Below are 19,015 nucleotides of genomic sequence, written 5' to 3'. Positions count from 1 at the left end.
TTACCTCATATTATCTGACAAACAATGACGTTGTTCAGCCTTTCCATGCAAGATGTAGTGGAGTAATGGGTTAATAGTACTCTGTACAACATCTTCATAATTTGTTAAGTACCAATTAGTGTCAAACAATTCACTTGGGTTATATCCTTTATTAGCGCCAATTTTTATATAGTGCTCAATGGCGCATAAACCAGATTCCTTGACCTCAGGATAACTATTTTGATACCAAATTTCATCAAACAAGCCAGAGGCAGCGATATATTCGATGTTCTTCATGTTCAATGATTTAGTTTTGGGCGCGTCTTTAAAGGCTCGTCCAAGGGCACGAATTGGAGTGGTTAGCTTCCACGAGGCTGTCTTTTTTAACTTTTGCACCCGGTTTTTTGCATGCTGCAGCTGTTGTTCTTTATGTTGCAAGCTACGTAATAAGTGCTCAGCATGACGCGTCATTATTGCCAGCTCACTAAAGCGTTCAGTAATATTAACTTCCAGCTCCTCATTATGTTTCACCAATTCACTGAGACGCACTTCATAATCGGTTTGCTGTCTTGCAACTTGCTGTTCCTTCATCTCAATTCGCTGTTGCAATGCCTCAATTTCAAGCATTTGTCCACGAAGTTGATGCTGTAGTACCTTAAGATGCTCTTGCGCATTTGTTGGTTGCTTGAGCAGGGCTTTTTTTGCTACTGCTCGGCTATTTAGTTTATTGACCACAGATAATAACTCTTAATTTGCTATGAATTAATTAAAATCAGTCAGGCTGACCAATGAATAACTAATAGATAAAATACAATGTTTAGTGACGCGTCTTAACCATGGAATCATGAATTAAGAGATTGATAAGCATGCATCTAAGCGATGATTTATTAGTCCTGATGCTCACGCAAAGTAGCCAGTCCCATCACAATCAAGCCATACATCAAACTAAGCAGTACGCCGACGGTGGCTAAGTTATACAGACGTCGCGGATATTCAGCATCTTCAGCGAGCGAAGGCTGGCTAACCACCAATAGATGCTTAAGTTTGCGGTACGCTTCGACTCTGGACTGCTCAAGGGTAATAAGCCCTGTTTTATAGATGTCCGCCGCCAGTGTCGCCTGGGTTTGTACATCTAAATAACTGGCGGTGACTTCATTCATTGCGTTTTTATCAACGCCCGTTAAGCGGTTTTGTTCCTGCGTTAGCTGCTGAGTTAATGCATTGACGGTGGCCTGCGCAGAGATAACGGCAGGTGCCGTTTCGTTCATGTAGCTTTGTAACTGTTTCAGTTGTGCCTGCTGACGCGCCAATTCGCCTTCAATTTGGCTTACCACACCCAAGCGGGCGCTGCTGGTAGATTCCGGGCTAATCAGGTGGTGGTTATTCTGGAACTCCAGCACTTTGACTTTCTCGGCCTGAAGCCGTTGGTAAGCACGGCCGACTTCTTTTTCAACAAAGGCGAGTTGTTCCAGCGCTACCTGGTGTCCCAGTTTATTAATGAAGCGATCGGACTCTTGCAACATCAATTTGATGACTCTCTGGCCATACGCTGGCTCAAAGGCCTGCAGTTCGATTGTCATTACGCCGGATATTTCATCCAGACGCAGCGCCAGATGATCGCGATAATATTTTAGGAATGCTTCCTGGCTGATGTTGCTACCGAGACGGGAAAAAAAGTCTACTTGGTGATTCTGGTAATGGGCTTTCAAGCCCAATTCTTTATCCAGCTTAGCCAGCAGATCGGGAGATTTAAGATACTCCTGGATAAGCTGCACATCCTGATGATTACTACCACCCAGACCCAGTAGTGATAGGGCATCGGGCAACATTTTAAGCTGGTCTGCTTGCTTTACGACGATCTCAGCCCGGCTGACATAGCGATCGGAGGCGATAAAACCAAAGTAGATTCCGGCTATGGCAAAACAGACTACTACCCAGAGAAAGCTGCCAAGCTTAAGGCTTTTTTTCCAGGAACGATGAGCAAGGCTGTAACCTTTAGAATCAACAATAAAACTTTTAGGCTTGGTTTTTAATTTTTTAAGTTTGCGCTTTAAACACGAAGCGGGTTTGGAACGAGTTGGCTGGTTCATGATTTATTGGCTTGTTATAAATTTTGATAAATACGGATGGCATCTTCAATATCGTCAAACATCTCAAGAGTGTTATTACGCAGCACTATTCCCATGTCGCATTGCTGGCGTAAATTCTTTATATCGTGTGTGACCATAATCAGGTTTGCTGTTTGGCGTTTTTCTGTGAAGACGTCAATGCACTTCTGTTTAAAGCGGGCATCGCCTACTGAGGTAATCTCGTCAGTCAGATAGATGTCAAAATCAAAGGCCATGCTCATGGCAAATGCGAATTTTGATTTCATACCACTGGAATAGGCTTTTATCGGCAATTCAAAATGCTGGCCGATTTCTGAGAACTCTTTCACCCACTCTTCAATAGCCAGTGTGTCGCGGACACCATGGATACGGCAGACAAAGCGGGTATTTTCTCGTCCGGTCATACTGCCCTGAAAACCACCGCCAAGAGCGAGTGGCCAGGAAACACGGCAGTGACGCGTTAGCTTCCCTTTATTGGGCATATCCATCCCGCCCAGCAGGCGCAGCAGGGTGGATTTTCCTGCTCCGTTCGATCCCAAAATACCGATATTGCGATTGCGCGGTAATGTCAGGCTCACGTCACGCAATATATAGTTGCGGCCAAATTTGGTGGGATAATACTTCGTTACGTTATCAAGAATAATCATCTTATTAAGCCCTAGCTGGCGAGCAGTCGACGATGGCTCAGGCGATAGCAACTCATGGCAAATGTCAGTAGCACTAACGTTAAGCTGATTAGGTAGCTCCAGCTGACGTCAGGGCTGACATAGCCCGCTATCCAGCCGCAGCGTATCAGCTCAACGGCATGTACCAGCGGGTTCCAAATAAACCAGTGCTGAAACTGCGGTGGTACGGTTGCAAGGGGATACATAACACAGGAGATAAACATCAGTGGCATCATCATCAGGCTGAGGAACTTATCTGCTTCTTTAAATAAATTACTTAGAACACAAAAATTTATACCGAGTGAAAATGAAAAAATCATCAGTAAGAAATAGATAAGAATGACCTGCAAAGGATCATGCGGAATAGCATCAAAACCAAACCATAATAATCCCAATACCAGTACGCAGCCCACAAACAGGCCAATAATGGCTTCGAGAATAAAGCGAGCAACAAAAGTGGAGAACGGTGTGACCTGCCGATAACAGAACAGGGCTTTATTCGCACTGACCGCCGATTGCAGTTTGCTCACCACATTTCGGAAAAATAAAAAGGGTAAATAACTGGCGGTTATAAATAAGGGTGCAGGTGCCCCGCCAAACCCACTGTGTCCGCGCATGCCAAAAATCAGGCTAAACGCGCTAATCATCAGCAATGGATCCAATAAGGCCCACGCATACCCTAGTCGGTAGCTGCCAAAGCGGGTTTTCAATTCACGGATAAGCAGGCCAAAGGTGACATCGCGTAGCACCTGAAACGAGCTGCGCGGTGTTTGGTTAAGAACGGGTTTAAACATAGGAAATTATGACCTTATGGTAGCCTCACCTGCAGGCGAGGCTACCTTGGGGATTATCTCAGGATAACGTTCGAAGCCACGGCAACTTGATAGATGATTTGGGTGATGTCTTTGATTGACTGCAGGGTTTTGCTATCAACTTTCGGCATGACTAGAATCTGATCGCCCGGCATCACATCGCCTTTGCCCATAAACTCCATTAGCCCGTTGGCATGAATAACCGCAATACGTTGGTCATTGGCGCGCTCAGTAAAGCCACCTGCCCAGGCTACATAGTCATCGAGGCTGGCATGTGGGTTAAAGACCACGGCCTGCGGCACCATAACTTCGCCACCCACCTGAATCAGGTCAGTTTTATACGGGATAACAATCTGATCGCCTTGCTCCAGCTGGATATTGGCAATCACACCTTTATCGGCGACCACCACTTTACCTAATGGCCGAACTTTGCGTGCTTTCTCCACAAACTTCATCACCAGTTCAGCTTCTTTGGCGCGAATAGAGGCTTCTCCATCCGAGCTGGCAGGAGCCGTAAATACGCTGCGTTCCAGGCGGTTCAGCGACTCATCCAGCATCTCTTTTTGCCGCGCCGCCACGCTTTTACGCATGACATAAATGGAGCCGTAATCTGCCAGGTTAGGATCAATCGGAATGTGATTTAGAAGGTCATGCAGTCGGGTTTCTCTGCGCACGGTGAAGAAAGAAGGCCCCTGATAACTGCCCGAAACCTGCACATCGTAAACCTGGGCATGCATATCATCGTTAAACAGGACTTTGTCACCGTCGTTAAGCTGGATGTGAGCAAAATCTTTATAAGGAAGATATACCGAGAAAGGTCCGGAAGAGCGGGTACCAATAACACCCACGTGACTGACTTTTGCCAGAGGGAGCGCATAGTCGATGAGCTCCGAGCCCAGCGTGTCATTTTCCTTCAACTCAAAACGGAAGGGATTACGCACTTTCCCCGCGACATTGATCATCGGACCTTGCGGTTCCACGAGGATGACGTCCTGATCTTTCAGCGAAAGTTTAGGCATCTTACCTTGCTGCATAAACTCGTAGAGATCTATCTGGCGAATAACCCGGTTATGACGGATGACTTTAATCTGACGATAGCTGCCACGATCGGGATCAATACCACCGGCGCGTTTCAGGTAATAAAGAACGCTGTCCGATGATTGTCCTGCATATTGCCCAGGACGGATCACTGGACCAGTGACAAATACGCTGACTGGGGTGGCTGTTAATAAATTGACGTAAACGCTAATATTATTGGTGAAAACATCGCTAATATGGCTACTGACCAAATTGTTAACTTTGCTGGCCGCCACGTTCTGCACATTAATTGGGCCGACATCAGGAATGAAAATATTCCCCTGGTTATCAACCGTGACGACATTGGAGAAGTTCACTGCGCCCCAAATCCATATATTCAGTTTATCTCCTGGCGCGATGAGATAATTGTCATTCAATCCGTCGCTGCGCTCGGTTTCATAACCACCGGCAAACAAGTTAGCACCGTAAGGTGGCGGCAGGCCTGATTCAGATTGTGGCAGAAGTTTTCTTACGTCTGTTTCACCCGGCAATAGCATGCCCTGACGGTTTTGCTGAGCAAACGTACCGGCTCCCGATACAGCATTAGTCTGGCCTCCCAACGTAGCCTGGCCGCCGAGCTGTGTACGCCCGCTGTCGGCTGCATTAGCGGGGGCATTCATGCCAAACGTGGGTACCTGATCCGACGTGTCGGCAGCGTGCGTTACAAAGGAGCTGCAAGCGGCGCACATTAGCAGCAGCAGGGCGGTTAATTGACGAAACTTGGTTTTTTTCACAACATTTATCATCGATTTATTACTCAGCGATCAGGTTTCTGACAGACGCCTGTTCCAGTTGTGGGATCAGATACCAGCGATCAGCGCTCTTACACGCGGTACGTTGGGACTGATTGCGATTACTGTTAACTAACAACTCAACGCAATCCTGCCCGAGGGCGGAAACATAACGCTGGCCTAGCGTAAAGGTGGCGCCATTGGCGCTCAGAGCAGCTCCCTGCGGCAGCGTATTCAGTGATTGCTGGAGATTTTCCGGCATAGCCTGGAGATGAGTGGTATCGGACTTATTGACCAGCGGACGTGATGCGTCGACCTGCTTGGGCGAATAGGCGCAGCCAGCAAGAGGCAGAGCGAGCAGCATCACCATAAAGCGAATAGTTTTGTTCATTTGCAAATAGTTTCCATGTACTTAAAACCTGACGTGTAAATATTGAAAAACCAATGCGGCATGGCATGAACGAAATATTCATGATGAGTAATGAAAAGAAGTAATTAACCGCATTTGAAAAAAGGCTTAGAAGAGAAAATGATAATCGACATCATGAGTAAACAAGAGTGGGTGCACATTAGCCTTATGCGCCTCGAATCATTTTTTAACTAAGCGCCCCCAATAGAGTGGGGTGGAAATTGGTACGCTACCGCCCCAGGCTTTACAGCTACCTGTGCACTGGAACATTTCAAGTTCATTAGATAAAGCTATTTTCTGAGATGGGCTCCATGCTCAAAAAACAGCCGTATTATACGTGTCTTAAAATTATTGAATTTGCGTAAGAGCTGACAGAGTTGTAAGCATTTCGGTAACTAGAGGAGCGCGTGCGGAAAAGGGATTTTAAGCAGAGAGGAGTAACTTGCTGAAATGAAGCTTGATTATTTAATCAGCACCTTCAGGAATTATCATTCGCGCGCCCGAAAATGCACGCTTATCGGCTAATTGAAGCTGGTAAATGAAAATACGTCTATATTCCGGTTTAAGATGTCAAATAATTAAGTTAATTGAAAATATCTTGTCCATTATCAATATATCTTAGTGGCTATTTTGTTAATCGGCGTTGCAAGCGTCGATTGCAGGGCGAGGCAATCTTCGCGATAATCGCGCATAACACATCCCTTCCTCGTCGGGCTAACGACGCGGAGGGGATTTTTTTCATCTATATCCGCCATACTTCATGCTGTAGGCGCGTTGGCTGCTCTCGTTCATCCCAATCACTTACCTAAGTAAGTTCATCGGGATTCGCTCGTTTGCCGCCGTCCTGCAACATGAATTATTGAGGGTATTAAACCTAGCCTTTATAAGGAAGAGGACGATTTATGTATAACACCCTGGGCAATCAGTACGATAATTCCCTGGTTTCCAACGCCTTTGGTTTCATGCGTTTCCCGGTTAACTTCCAGCCTTACGACAGCGACGCCGAGTGGGTGATCACCGGTGTACCTTTCGATGCGGCAACATCAGGCCGTCCGGGCAGCCGTTTAGGACCCGGCGCCATCCGTCAGATCTCCACCAACCTGGCATGGGAAGGCTGCCGCTGGCCGTGGGATTTCGATTTGCGTCAGCGTCTGAATGTCGTCGATTGCGGCGATCTGGTTTATGCCTTCGGCGATTCGCAGGATCTGTCAGATAAACTGCAGGCGCACGCTGAGAAGCTGCTGGCGAACGGCAAGCGCATGCTGACCTTCGGTGGTGATCATTACGTGACGCTGCCGCTGCTGCGCGCGCACGCTAAGCACTTTGGCAAAATGGCGCTGGTGCACTTTGATGCGCATACCGATACCTATTCCAACGGTCCAACCTTCGATCACGGCACTATGTTCTTCACCGCGCCGAAAGAGGGCCTGATCGATCCACAGCACTCTGTGCAAATTGGTATCCGTACTGAGTTCGATAAGAGCCTCGGTTTTAACGTGCTGGATGCGGCGCAGGTCAACGATCGCAGCGTTGACGATATTCTGGCGGAAGTGAAGCGCACCGTTGGCGATCTGCCGGTGTATCTGACCTTTGATATCGATTGCCTCGATCCTGCACACGCGCCGGGCACCGGTACGCCAGTGATTGGCGGCCTGACCAGCGACAAAGCTACCAAGCTGATTCGTGGTTTGCAGGGCATGAATATTGTCGGTATGGATCTGGTGGAAGTGGCGCCGGGCTACGATCATGCGGATCTGACTTCGCTGGCGGCGGCGACGTTGGCACTCGATATGCTGCACGTACAGGCGGCGAATAAAGGTTAATCCTTGCGCTTGCGGCTACACTTACTGGCAGTCAATTAATCTGCGGAGGCAACGATGGGCTTACTTGATGATTTAGTTGGATCGCTGGGAAATAACAACGGAAGCGGGCAGGGCAATCAGCTCCAGCAGCTTATGGCTATCTGGAACTGGGTGCAGGAGCAGGGCGGCGTTGAAGTGTTGCTGCAAAAGTTCCAGCAGGGCGGCCTTGGGCAGGTGCTGAATACCTGGATTGGCAGCGGTAACAATCAACCGGTTAATAGCGGCGAGATTCAAAATGCGCTCGGCCAGGATCAGCTGCAGTCGCTGGCGGATAAGCTGGGTACCGATGTGAATGGTGCATCCGGCACGCTGGCGGCGCTGCTGCCGCAGGTAATTGATAAGCTGTCGCCGCAGGGACACGTCGACACGTCCAGTACGCAGGATTTGGGCGCGATGGTGGACGGCTTGTTTAAGCGCTGAGTTTTGCCAGGTTGGCATGAATGCCAACCCTACGTGTTAAGGAGCGCTTTGATGCGCTCCTTTTTTATGCGCATTACTTACCCGATGCAATCCGGTCACGGATATGTTGCGCGCGGGCTGCAGAATCAGGATGCGAATCAAACATTGTGCTCTGATGACCCTGTTCCAGCTTCGACAGTTTCTCAAAGCTGGTTGCTAAGCCGAGTGGATTAATGCCGCGCTTTTTCAGCAGATCGTAAGAGTAATCATCAGCTTGAGACTCCTGGGTTTGCGAGAATTGTGCATTCACTAATTTCTCACCCATTTCACCCAGTTCCGACTGCGATAGCGAGCCAATCACGCCGCCAACCGATGCCGCCGCGCTGCGCGTTGCCGTGGTGGTGAGCGCTACCTGCATCGCTTTGCGCGTATGGCCAAGCGCCACGTGGCCCATTTCATGGCCGAGTACGCCTTCCACTTCGTTGTCGGTCATCATATCCATCAACCCGCTGTAGACGCGAATGCAACCGTTCGCCATCGCCCAGGCATTGACGTCTTTGGTGAGATACACCTTGTAGTTGGCCGGCACGCCGTTGATGTTGTCGCCCAGCGCGGCAGCGATTTTGTTCAGTCGCTGCTGATATTCACTGTTAGCGGGGGCCAGTTGGTTGTCTTTATCCATCTGCGCACAGGATTGATTGCTTAACTCCTTCACCTGTGAATCGTTCAACGTATAGGCCTGATAGGCCTGTGCGCCAGATTGCAGCAGCGCGTTGTTATCGAATCCCTGGCAACCGCTTAATAGCGAAGCCATGCCCAGAGCGAGAACGGTGGCTCTCATTTTCATATCAGCATCCTTTGAGTAACAAGGTAAAGAAAACAAACACCTGAAACAGACACAGGCGTTTAAACGCTTTGGTTATAGCTCGCAAGTTGTTCACTTGCTAGCAGACAAGGCTGGAAATGCAACCGAATCGCCGTGATTTAGCACCCTGATGCATGTACTTTTGCCCTGATTTTCATGTACATTGATGTGCGACTTTTTTCTCGCTTCGCCTTATAACTGATTAATTACAATAAGTTAAGCGTGGCGGAGCATTAATCCGACCTGGAGTAGAAGATGCCCTCTCGTAAAGAGCTTGCCAACGCCATTCGCGCGTTAAGTATGGATGCAGTACAGAAAGCCAATTCGGGACATCCGGGTGCCCCAATGGGCATGGCGGACATCGCCGAAGTGCTGTGGCGTGACTTCCTGAACCATAACCCTACTAACCCGCTGTGGGCAGATCGCGACCGCTTCGTGCTGTCTAACGGTCACGGCTCAATGCTGATTTACAGCCTGCTGCACCTCACTGGCTACAACCTGCCAATGAGCGAACTGCAGAACTTCCGTCAGCTGCATTCTAAAACTCCAGGTCATCCGGAATACGGCTACACCGCTGGCGTGGAAACCACCACCGGCCCGCTGGGCCAGGGCATTGCAAACGCGGTCGGTTTTGCCATTGCCGAGCGCACGCTGGCGGCGCAGTTCAACCGTCCCGGTCATGACATCGTAGACCATAACACCTACGTGTTTATGGGCGACGGCTGCATGATGGAAGGCATTTCTCACGAAGTGTGCTCCATCGCCGGTACCCTGAAGCTAGGCAAACTGGTTGCCTTCTATGATGACAACGGCATCTCTATCGACGGCCACGTGGATGGCTGGTTCACGGACGACACCGCGAAACGCTTCGAAGCCTACGGCTGGCACGTAGTGCGCGGCGTGGACGGTCACGACGCTGACGCAATTAAGAAAGCGGTGGAAGAAGCCAAAGCGGTTTCCGATAAACCTTCGCTGCTGATGTGCAAAACCGTGATTGGCTTCGGTTCGCCGAACAAAGCCGGCACGCACGACTCGCACGGCGCGCCGCTGGGTGCCGATGAAATCACGCTGACCCGCAAACAGCTGGGCTGGAACCACGGTCCGTTCGAAATCCCTTCAGACATTTACGCGCAGTGGGATGCTAAAGAAGCCGGCCAGGCGAAAGAGTCCGCGTGGGATAAGAAGTTTGCTGCCTACGCTGCCGCGCATCCGGAGCTGGCTGCCGAGTTCAAGCGTCGCGTGAACAACGAATTGCCGGCTAACTGGGCCAGCGAGTCGCAGAAGTTCATCGAGCAGCTGCAGGCCAACCCGGCGAAAATCGCCAGCCGTAAAGCCTCGCAGAATGCCATTGAAGCATTTGGTAAAATCCTGCCGGAATACCTGGGCGGCTCCGCTGACCTGGCGCCAAGCAACCTCACCATGTGGTCGGGTTCTAAGCCGATCAATGAAGACGCGGCGGGCAACTATATTCACTACGGCGTGCGCGAATTCGGTATGACCGCTATCGCCAACGGTATTGCGCTGCACGGCGGCTTCCTGCCGTACACCGCCACCTTCCTGATGTTCGTTGAGTACGCGCGTAACGCCGCACGTATGGCCGCGCTGATGAAAATCCGTCAGATCATGGTCTACACGCATGACTCGATTGGCCTGGGCGAAGATGGTCCAACGCACCAGCCGGTTGAGCAGATGGCCAGCCTGCGCATGACGCCAAACATGAGCCTGTGGCGCCCGTGCGACCAGGTTGAATCTGCAGTGGCGTGGAAGTACGCCATCGAGCGCGTTGACGGTCCATCGGCGCTGATCTTCTCGCGTCAGAACCTGGCACAGCAGGATCGCAGCGCTGAGCAGCTGGCTAATGTGGTGCGCGGTGGTTACGTGCTGAAAGACAGCCAGGGAACGCCTGAGCTGATCCTGATCGCTACCGGTTCTGAAGTGGAGCTGGCGGTGGCGGCGTATGAGCAGCTGACGGCCGAAGGCCGTAAGGTGCGCGTGGTCTCTATGCCGTCTACCGACGCCTTCGATAAGCAGGATGCGGCGTACCGTGAATCCGTGCTGCCGAAAGCCGTTGCCGCACGCGTGGCAATCGAAGCGGGCATCGCCGATTACTGGTTCAAATACACCGGCCTGAACGGCGCAATCGTCGGTATGACCACTTTCGGTGAGTCAGCGCCGGCGGATCAGCTGTTCAAAGAGTTTGGCTTCACCGTTGAGAACGTAGTTAAGACGGCGAAATCGATTCTGTAATTTTGCGTAATAAATTGCGCCGCTACCGGTTATGCATCGCCTGTAGCGGCGCGATTCATCGCGCGCATCTGTACCACATCTCCTACCTCTAACCTGAAACGGTTCAATTATTCCTGCAGTAATAATTTCTTCATGCAAAATTTGTGACGTAGATCCAATATTCTGCCACTCAATTGATCGCAATCATTCCCGTTATTCCTCTCTTGCATTACTCTAGCTGAACCGTTTCAGTCGTGAGCGAGTTTCTACATTTTGCCTCTGCTGACAGACAATAATTCCCTGTACAAAACGGTGTGAAACGCTCAGGCTAATCGGCACGTTTTTTCGGGTGTTGTTGAAGGTAGAGATGACCGTTCGTGTAGCAATAAATGGTTTTGGTCGTATCGGGCGTAACGTGTTGCGCGCTTTGTATGAAACCGGCCGCCGGGCTGAAATCACCGTGGTCGCCATTAACGAACTGGCGGACGCCGCCGGCATGGCGCATCTGCTGAAGTACGATACCAGCCACGGACGTTTTGCCTTTGATGTGCGCCAGGAGCGCGACCAACTGTTTGTTGGCGACGACACCATCCGCATCCTGCATCAGGCCGAAATAGAGGTGCTGCCGTGGCGAGAATTGAATGTGGATATCGTGCTGGATTGCACCGGCGTTTACGGTAGCCGCGCCGATGGCGAGGCACATTTGCTGGCGGGCGCGAAGAAAGTGTTGTTCTCGCATCCTGGCGGTAACGATCTTGATGCCACCGTGGTGTTCGGTGTAAACGAACAGGCTCTTAAACAAACTGACCGCATCGTCTCCAACGCATCCTGTACCACCAACTGTATTATTCCGGTGATCAAATTGTTGGATGATGCGTTTGGCATTGAGTCGGGCACCGTGACCACCATTCACTCAGCGATGCACGATCAGCAGGTGATTGACGCCTATCACAGCGATCTGCGCCGTACCCGCGCCGCCAGTCAATCGATCATTCCGGTGGATACGCGTCTTGCTGCTGGCATTACCCGTATTTTTCCGAAATTTAACGATCGCTTCGAGGCTATTGCGGTGCGCGTACCCACCATCAACGTGACAGCCATTGATTTAAGCGTGTCTGTGCGCGAGGCGGTGAAGGCGTGTGAGGTCAACGCGTTGCTGCAAAACGCGTCAGAAGGGGCGTTTCGTGGTATAGTTGACTATACGGAATTACCGTTAGTCTCAGTAGATTTTAACCATGATCCGCACAGTGCCATCGTTGATGGCACGCAAACGCGGGTTAGTGGTCATCACCTTATCAAAACGCTGGTTTGGTGTGACAACGAGTGGGGCTTTGCTAACCGCATGATCGACACGACGTTAGCAATGGCCGCAAGCGGTTTCAGGTAAGACGCGGACTGCGTCTGGCAAAACTTATGAGAATCAACGAGAGGGTTCACCATGTCTGTAATTAAGATGACCGATCTGGATCTTGCTGGTAAACGCGTTCTGATCCGTGCCGATCTCAACGTGCCAGTGAAAGAAGGGAAAGTGACGTCAGATGCACGTATTCGTGCTTCTCTGCCTACCATCGAAGCGGCGTTGAAACAGGGCGCGAAAGTGATGGTTACCTCTCACCTGGGTCGTCCGACCGAAGGTGAATACAACGAAGAGTTCTCCCTGCTGCCGGTTGTTAACTACCTGAAAGAAAAACTGAACAGCACCAACGTAACCCTGGCGAAAGACTATCTCGAAGGCGTAGAAGTTGGCGCGGGTGAGTTGGTGGTGCTGGAAAACGTACGCTTTAACAAAGGCGAGAAAAAAGACGAAGAAACCCTGTCGAAGAAATATGCCGCGCTGTGCGACGTCTTCGTCATGGATGCGTTCGGCACCGCGCACCGTGCGCAGGCTTCTACCCACGGCGTGGGCAAGTTCGCGCCTATCGCTTGTGCCGGTCCGCTGCTGTCTGCTGAGCTGGAAGCATTGGGTAAAGTGATGAGCAATCCAGAACGTCCGCTGGTTGCTGTGGTAGGCGGTTCTAAAGTTTCTACCAAATTTGACGTGCTGCAGTCGCTGGTTAAGATCGCCGATACCGTGATCGTGGGCGGTGGTATCGCGAATACCTTCGTTGCCATCGACAATAACGTCGGTAAATCTCTGTACGAGCCAGACTTCGTTGAAGCGGCGAAAAAGCTGCGTGATGAGCACGGCATTCCGGTTCCTACCGATTCACGCGTAGGTACGGAATTCTCTGAAACTGCACCGGCAACCGTGAAAAAGGTTACCGAAGTTGCGGATAACGAAGAGATTATGGACTTCGGCGACGAAACTGCGAACGCGATGGCTGCGATCCTGAAAGACGCGAAAACCATCCTGTGGAACGGTCCGGTTGGCGTGTTCGAATTCCCGAACTTCCGTAAAGGTACCGAGATCGTGGCCAACGCCATCGCTGATAGCGATGCATTCTCTGTTGCCGGTGGCGGCGATACGCTGGCCGCTATCGACCTGTTCGGTATCGAAGATAAGATCTCCTATATCTCTACCGGCGGCGGCGCATTCCTCGAGTTCGTGGAAGGCAAAAAACTGCCAGCAGTTGCTATGCTGGAAGAGCGCGCGAAACAATAACTCTTTGGGGGCGGCGCTTCGGCGTCGCCTGAAGGCTAGCCCTTTTTTGGGCAATCAAATCGCAATCCCTTCGGGGATGAACGGTAACGAAACGGGACACAACCATGTCTAAAATTTTTGATTTCGTAAAACCCGGCGTTGTCACTGGTGACGACGTTCAGAAAATTTTCCAAGTAGCGAAAGAAAACAAATTCGCTCTGCCTGCAGTTAACTGCGTTGGCACGGATTCCATCAACGCGGTACTGGAAGCTGCGGCCAAAGTGAAAGCGCCGGTCATCGTTCAGTTCTCCAATGGTGGTGCTGCCTTCATCGCCGGTAAAGGTTTTAAAACTGATGAGCCACAAGGCGCGGCAATCGCTGGTGCTATTGCGGGTGCCTATCATGTGCATCTGATGGCTGAAAAATACGGCGTGCCGGTTATCCTGCACACCGACCACTGCGCGAAGAAACTGCTGCCGTGGATCGATGGTCTGCTGGACGCGGGCGAAGAGCACTTCAAGAAAACCGGTAAGCCACTGTTCTCCTCGCACATGATTGATCTGTCTGAAGAGTCACTGGAAGAGAACATCGAGATCTCCTCTAAGTATCTGGCGCGTATGGCTAAGCTGGATATGACCCTGGAAATCGAACTGGGCTGCACCGGTGGCGAAGAAGACGGCGTGGACAACAGCCACATGGACGCTTCTGCCCTGTACACCCAGCCAGAAGACGTTGATTACGCCTACACCGAGCTGAACAAAATCAGCCCACGTTTCACTATCGCGGCTTCCTTCGGTAACGTGCACGGCGTGTACAAGCCAGGCAATGTGAAACTGACCCCAACCATCCTGCGTGATTCTCAGGAATACGTAACCAAGAAACATAATCTGCCGCACAACGCGCTTAACTTCGTGTTCCACGGTGGTTCAGGTTCTTCTGCGGCAGAAATCGAAGAATCAATCGGTTACGGCGTAATCAAAATGAACATCGATACCGACACCCAGTGGGCAACTTGGGACGGTATCCTGCAGTACTACAAAAAGAACGAAGCCTATCTGCAAGGCCAGCTGGGTAACCCGAACGGCGCTGATAGCCCGAACAAGAAATACTACGATCCACGCGTTTGGCTGCGTTCAGCGCAGGCATCAATGGTTGTTCGTCTGGAACAAGCATTCAAAGAACTTAACGCTGTCGACGTTCTGTAATTATTCCTTACAGTACAAAAAAGGCCCGAAAGGGCCTTTTTTTATGCGTCTCGTCTGGAAAATCCCACGAATTCAGGCCATTTTTGGCGCTTCGCCCTATTTTTGTTTAACCTTGTAATCGGAGTGTCGGAGTCAATCTGGCAGTTTTTTGCATTTTCCCGCGGGAAACTCAATAACAGGGCTAACAAATGGAAGACTTAAATGTCGTTAATGGCATTAACAGTGCCGGTGGATGGCTGGTACGTAATCAGGCACTGATCCTTAGCTATGCGGTCAATATTGTGGCGGCGATCGTTACCATCATCATTGGTATGTTCATCGCACGCATTATTTCAAATGCCATTAACCGCGTGCTGCTGGCGCGTCATATTGATGCCACCGTGGCTGATTTCCTCTCGGCGATGGTGCGATACGGCGTTATCGCGTTCACCATTATTGCTGCATTGGGTCGCGTTGGCGTGCAAACCGCCTCGGTGATCGCCGTGCTGGGTGCCGCTGGTTTGGCCGTGGGTTTAGCATTGCAAGGGTCGCTGTCGAATCTTGCTGCCGGCGTGCTGCTGGTGACCTTCCGTCCGTTCAAAACCGGTGAGTTTGTTGATCTTGGTGGTGTGATGGGTACCGTGCAGAACGTACAGATTTTCTCTACGACCCTGAAAAGCGCCGATGGCAAAATTGTGGTGGTGCCAAACGGTAAAATCATTGCCGGCAACATCATTAACTATTCACGTGAACCGATTCGTCGTAATGAATTCATCATTGGCGTGGCCTACGATGCGGATGTTGATCAGGTCATTGCACTGTTACAGGAAGTGGTGGAAGCGGATGAGCGCGTCTTAAAAGATCTCGGTATCCAGATTGGCCTGAACGAACTCGCGGCCTCCTCGCTCAACTTTGTCGTGCGTTGCTGGAGCAAAAGCAGCGATCTGCAAAACGTCTATTGGGACTTGATGAAGAACTTCAAGCGCACGCTGGATGCGAATGGAATTGGTATTCCTTATCCGCAGATGGATGTGCATCTGCATCAGGTGAAAAGCGAACAACAGCTGCCCGCTCGCACCGAGTAAGTGAGCAAGAGGCACCTGCGGGTGCCTTTTTTATTAATGAAACTAATGAGCAATTAATTCTTTCAATTTCCTCTAATACTCTCACCTCACTATACTGCACAGCATCTTCTTATTGTTCAGGAATGACACTGTGTTATCTGTTTATTTACAAGGGCTTGCCCTTGGTGCCGCGCTAATCCTGCCATTAGGTCCGCAAAATGCTTTCGTGATGAATCAGGGCATCAAGCGCCATTACCATCTGATGACCGCTGCGCTCTGTACCCTTAGCGATATTGCGCTGATCTGTGGCGGAATTTTTGGCGGCAGCGCGTTGCTGAATCAATCCCCCATCTTACTGATGATCATTACCTGGGCGGGCGTGGCATTTTTACTGTGGTATGGCTGGGGTGCGCTGCGCAGTGCATGGCAAGGTGATGTGTCGTTGGCTTCTGAAGCCGAGCTGAAGCAGGGACGTTGGCGCATTATCGGCACACTATTGGCGGTAACCTGGCTGAATCCGCACGTCTATCTCGATACTTTTGTAGTACTTGGCAGCCTGGGCAGTCAGTTGCCATCAGTGGACGCACGCCGCTGGTTTGCCTTTGGCACCGTCAGCGCGTCTATTATTTGGTTCTTTGGCCTGGCACTGATGGCGGCATGGCTGTCACCACGATTGCGCACCGTGCGGGCGCAACGCGTTATTAATCTGCTGGTTGGTGGCGTGATGTGGTTTATCGCCATCCAGCTGGCGCGCCAGGGGATAGCTGCGTTCTAATGCAGATGTAAGCCGTAAAGTGCGGGCAGCGAACCCGCACTGGCGAGCAGTTCCAGTCGGATCTGGCTGAAACGCATTTCCTGCGGCACAAGGTGATGACACAGTGAATGGTGATTTTCCTGCACTTCAACCAGTAATGTGTCATCCAGCCACAAGCGATAATGCGTGGTGCAGTGTGGCGTTATCGACTGCGCATGCCCCATCTGCACCGTCTCCATCGCATGATCGAAATCGTTATCAAATAACAAGGTGAGTTGGCGCGCCTGCTGCGGTTCCCGCCATTGCCAGCTTACGTGGGGATGTGCGTCGTCCAGCGCCGGCACCCAGCAGCTTGTGTGGCGTTCCGGACGTAACTTGCCATTCAGCAAATAATCGCGATGCCACAGCTGCAGCGGCGCTTCCAGCGCAAAGGCCAGCAGGATTTGCTGCGGCGCGCGACGCGGCAACCAAAAATCAAACTCATCAACCCCGTAATCACCATCATTAATCTGACGGGTACGTTTTGCTACGCGAGGGTTGAGGCTATTAAACACCATCATCACGCCCGGCAAACGCTGGCTGGTCAGCGCCATCTCAATATCCGGATTCTCTGCAAAAGCGATAAACAGATAGCGATCGCTATCGGCCAGATAATCAAAATTCAGGCGATAAGCGCCCTGATCCTTGACCTCGATGCGTTGCGCGGCGAGCGGGCGATCGCCGCAGGTATTGGCGGGGTTGTCACTGGTGAGCAGCGACACCTGTAAGGTTTGCGCCCGCGCGGCACGCAGTTGCACGGTGATGGCCGGCAACCGTTCGCCTGCTTTTATCGGCAGCAGCAGTGCGCAGCGAGATGTCATGGGCTGCCATCCTGCATCCGCGGGCAGGGCGCGCAGCTGTAGCGTACTGCTGACCGTAACCTGTGCGTCTCGGGCGGGATTCGCCAGCGGCACGCGCGGTATAAATGCGCCCTGACGCAGCAACTGTTGCTGCAAGTCTCCCACCCGATCCGGCTGCGCCAGCTCGGCGGGCGTAAGCTGTTGCCGCTGACAGATGGCGGCTGCGCGTCCCACGGCTTCACCCAGTACGCCGCAGGTACACATCACGCGTGCGCTGCCAAATGCCACGTGCGTTGCGGAGATAAGGCGGCCGGTTAACAGCAAATTATCCAGCGATTGGCTATACAACGCGCGGAATGGAATGGTGTAGGTGCCTTTGCTGTGAAACTGACGACACCCTTCGTGTTGGCTATAGACGCCGTCGGCCGGATGCAAATCAATCGACCAGCCGCCATACGCCACGGCATCGTAGTGATCGCGCTGCTCAATGATGTCCTGCTGGCAGAGCAGCGTATCGCCAAGAAAACGTCGGCTCTCGCGCTTGCCGGGAATGAGCCCAACCCATTCAATGGTGAGGTTAGCGGCATCCGGGAATTCACCGGCGTTTTTGATGTAATCCCACACGCCCCAGACAATTTTCCACAGTTCCCACTTAATGGCTTCGCTTTCGTGCACGGTATCCAGCCGTCCGCCCCATTCCAGCCACCATAAATCGCATCCGTTGAGAGTAGCATTCAGGCGTTGGTAGCGCGGAATAGCGCTGATCTCTTTCAGCGCAAAAGAGGGCGGTACAAAGCGGACGGGCTGTGCGGCGCGTTTGGTGTAAAAGTAGATCGAATGCCCGAGCTTGTGGCCAAAATTTTCGCCTGGCGCCATTTTCTCGCCAAACTCGTCAACGGATTCTGCGCCGACACGATGTGCGGCACCGGCCAGATAGCCCAGGACGCCATCTCCGCTGGCATCAATAAACTGCGCGGCCGAAACCCGATAGTGCGTCTGGTTGATAGCGTTAAATGCCTGTACGGCCTGCAGGCGGCGGCCAGATTTTTCGATATCAGTAACCACAGTATTGAGCAGTAAGGTCAGTCCCGGCTGTGCCTGCACAATATCCAGCAGCACCAGATCAAACAGCACGGGATTGCCCTCTTTATTACGCCACAGATTCTCCTCCATGATCTCGCCCATGATGCCGCCTTCGCGCGCCCAGCGGTTGTTATTGCCCATGTGAGAAGTGGCACCGTTAGCCCACAGGCGTACCTCACTGGAGGCGTTGCCGCCCAGCACCGGGCGATCCTGAATCAACACCACGCTCAGCCCCTCGCGTGCAGCGGCTAAAGCGGCACACACGCCCGCTAAACCTCCACCGGCAACCAATAAGTCTGCCTGCAGCTGTTGCTGAGGAAAGTCGCGTGCATTTTGTGATGAGAAAATTTGCATCATTTCATTCCTCTATGGCTAAG

General features: G+C 51.6%; 16 protein-coding genes. 8 read left to right on the top strand and 8 right to left on the bottom strand.

What is annotated here, in order from left to right; genetic code table 11:
* From AC07WB_RS15720 to AC07WB_RS15695, 6 genes are all read right to left on the bottom strand, one after another.
* A complete protein-coding gene (locus tag AC07WB_RS15720) occupies positions 1 to 714 on the bottom strand; it encodes a hypothetical protein (RefSeq protein ID WP_494940803.1) in 714 nt (237 codons plus the stop codon).
* A 152-nt stretch (positions 715 to 866) separates the two neighbouring features.
* Positions 867 to 2,069, bottom strand: coding sequence for a Wzz/FepE/Etk N-terminal domain-containing protein (locus AC07WB_RS15715; RefSeq protein WP_494940802.1), 1,203 nt, complete (start codon positions 2,067 to 2,069; stop codon positions 867 to 869).
* A 14-nt stretch (positions 2,070 to 2,083) separates the two neighbouring features.
* The gene (locus tag AC07WB_RS15710; protein WP_494940801.1) at positions 2,084 to 2,734 is read right to left on the bottom strand and encodes an ABC transporter ATP-binding protein; all 651 of its coding nucleotides are present in this window, start codon (positions 2,732 to 2,734) and stop codon (positions 2,084 to 2,086) included.
* A gap of 11 nt (positions 2,735 to 2,745) precedes the next feature.
* On the bottom strand, positions 2,746 to 3,546 hold the full coding sequence (locus AC07WB_RS15705) for an ABC transporter permease (RefSeq protein WP_494940800.1): 801 nt from the start codon (positions 3,544 to 3,546) through the stop codon (positions 2,746 to 2,748).
* Between the two features lie 53 nt (positions 3,547 to 3,599).
* Positions 3,600 to 5,375 carry a polysaccharide biosynthesis/export family protein gene (locus AC07WB_RS15700; RefSeq protein ID WP_494940799.1) on the bottom strand — a complete coding sequence of 592 codons (1,776 nt, stop codon included), beginning with the start codon at positions 5,373 to 5,375 and terminating at the stop codon, positions 3,600 to 3,602.
* A gap of 19 nt (positions 5,376 to 5,394) precedes the next feature.
* Positions 5,395 to 5,763, bottom strand: a complete 369-nt coding sequence (locus tag AC07WB_RS15695) for a hypothetical protein (RefSeq protein ID WP_494940798.1) — start codon at positions 5,761 to 5,763, stop codon at positions 5,395 to 5,397.
* Between the two features lie 920 nt (positions 5,764 to 6,683).
* Between AC07WB_RS15695 and speB the strand changes: the two genes are divergently transcribed.
* Together speB and AC07WB_RS15685 are read left to right on the top strand one after the other, a co-directional pair.
* Positions 6,684 to 7,604, top strand: a complete 921-nt coding sequence (gene speB / locus AC07WB_RS15690) for an agmatinase (RefSeq protein WP_097096129.1) — start codon at positions 6,684 to 6,686, stop codon at positions 7,602 to 7,604.
* 54 nt (positions 7,605 to 7,658) lie between these two features.
* On the top strand, positions 7,659 to 8,063 hold the full coding sequence (locus AC07WB_RS15685; protein ID WP_345828381.1) for a YidB family protein: 405 nt from the start codon (positions 7,659 to 7,661) through the stop codon (positions 8,061 to 8,063).
* 73 nt (positions 8,064 to 8,136) lie between these two features.
* Here the strand turns inward: AC07WB_RS15685 and loiP are convergent, their stop codons facing one another.
* Positions 8,137 to 8,889: a metalloprotease LoiP gene (loiP, locus tag AC07WB_RS15680; protein WP_494940797.1), complete on the bottom strand. Its 753-nt coding sequence runs from the start codon at positions 8,887 to 8,889 to the stop codon at positions 8,137 to 8,139.
* 273 nt (positions 8,890 to 9,162) lie between these two features.
* On the opposite strand from loiP, the gene tkt reads away from it, so the two are divergent.
* The 6 genes from tkt (at position 9,163) to argO (ending at position 16,737) form a co-directional block, all read left to right on the top strand.
* Positions 9,163 to 11,154: a transketolase gene (tkt, locus tag AC07WB_RS15675; RefSeq protein WP_494940796.1), complete on the top strand. Its 1,992-nt coding sequence runs from the start codon at positions 9,163 to 9,165 to the stop codon at positions 11,152 to 11,154.
* Between the two features lie 346 nt (positions 11,155 to 11,500).
* Entirely contained in the window at positions 11,501 to 12,520 is a 1,020-nt protein-coding gene (gene epd, locus AC07WB_RS15670) for an erythrose-4-phosphate dehydrogenase (protein ID WP_494940795.1), read from the top strand.
* A gap of 51 nt (positions 12,521 to 12,571) precedes the next feature.
* On the top strand, positions 12,572 to 13,735 hold the full coding sequence (gene pgk, locus AC07WB_RS15665; protein ID WP_494940794.1) for a phosphoglycerate kinase: 1,164 nt from the start codon (positions 12,572 to 12,574) through the stop codon (positions 13,733 to 13,735).
* Between the two features lie 104 nt (positions 13,736 to 13,839).
* Complete coding sequence (gene fbaA / locus AC07WB_RS15660) at positions 13,840 to 14,919, top strand: class II fructose-bisphosphate aldolase (RefSeq protein WP_097096135.1); 1,080 nt, start codon at positions 13,840 to 13,842, stop codon at positions 14,917 to 14,919.
* Positions 14,920 to 15,107: 188 nt separating this feature from the next.
* Positions 15,108 to 15,983 carry a small-conductance mechanosensitive channel MscS gene (gene mscS, locus AC07WB_RS15655; RefSeq protein ID WP_097096136.1) on the top strand — a complete coding sequence of 292 codons (876 nt, stop codon included), beginning with the start codon at positions 15,108 to 15,110 and terminating at the stop codon, positions 15,981 to 15,983.
* A 130-nt stretch (positions 15,984 to 16,113) separates the two neighbouring features.
* Entirely contained in the window at positions 16,114 to 16,737 is a 624-nt protein-coding gene (argO, locus tag AC07WB_RS15650; protein WP_400458419.1) for an arginine exporter ArgO, read from the top strand.
* Here argO and AC07WB_RS15645 read toward each other — a convergent pair.
* Positions 16,734 to 18,992 carry an FAD-dependent oxidoreductase gene (locus AC07WB_RS15645; RefSeq protein ID WP_494941080.1) on the bottom strand — a complete coding sequence of 753 codons (2,259 nt, stop codon included), beginning with the start codon at positions 18,990 to 18,992 and terminating at the stop codon, positions 16,734 to 16,736. The genes argO and AC07WB_RS15645 overlap by 4 nt on opposite strands.
* Between the last annotated feature and the right edge of the window lie 23 nt (positions 18,993 to 19,015).

Source organism: Pantoea sp. GW821-FHT03E06, assembly GCF_059420725.1.
Note: the sequence above shows the minus strand (reverse complement) of the source record. Positions and strands in the feature narration are given on the sequence as shown.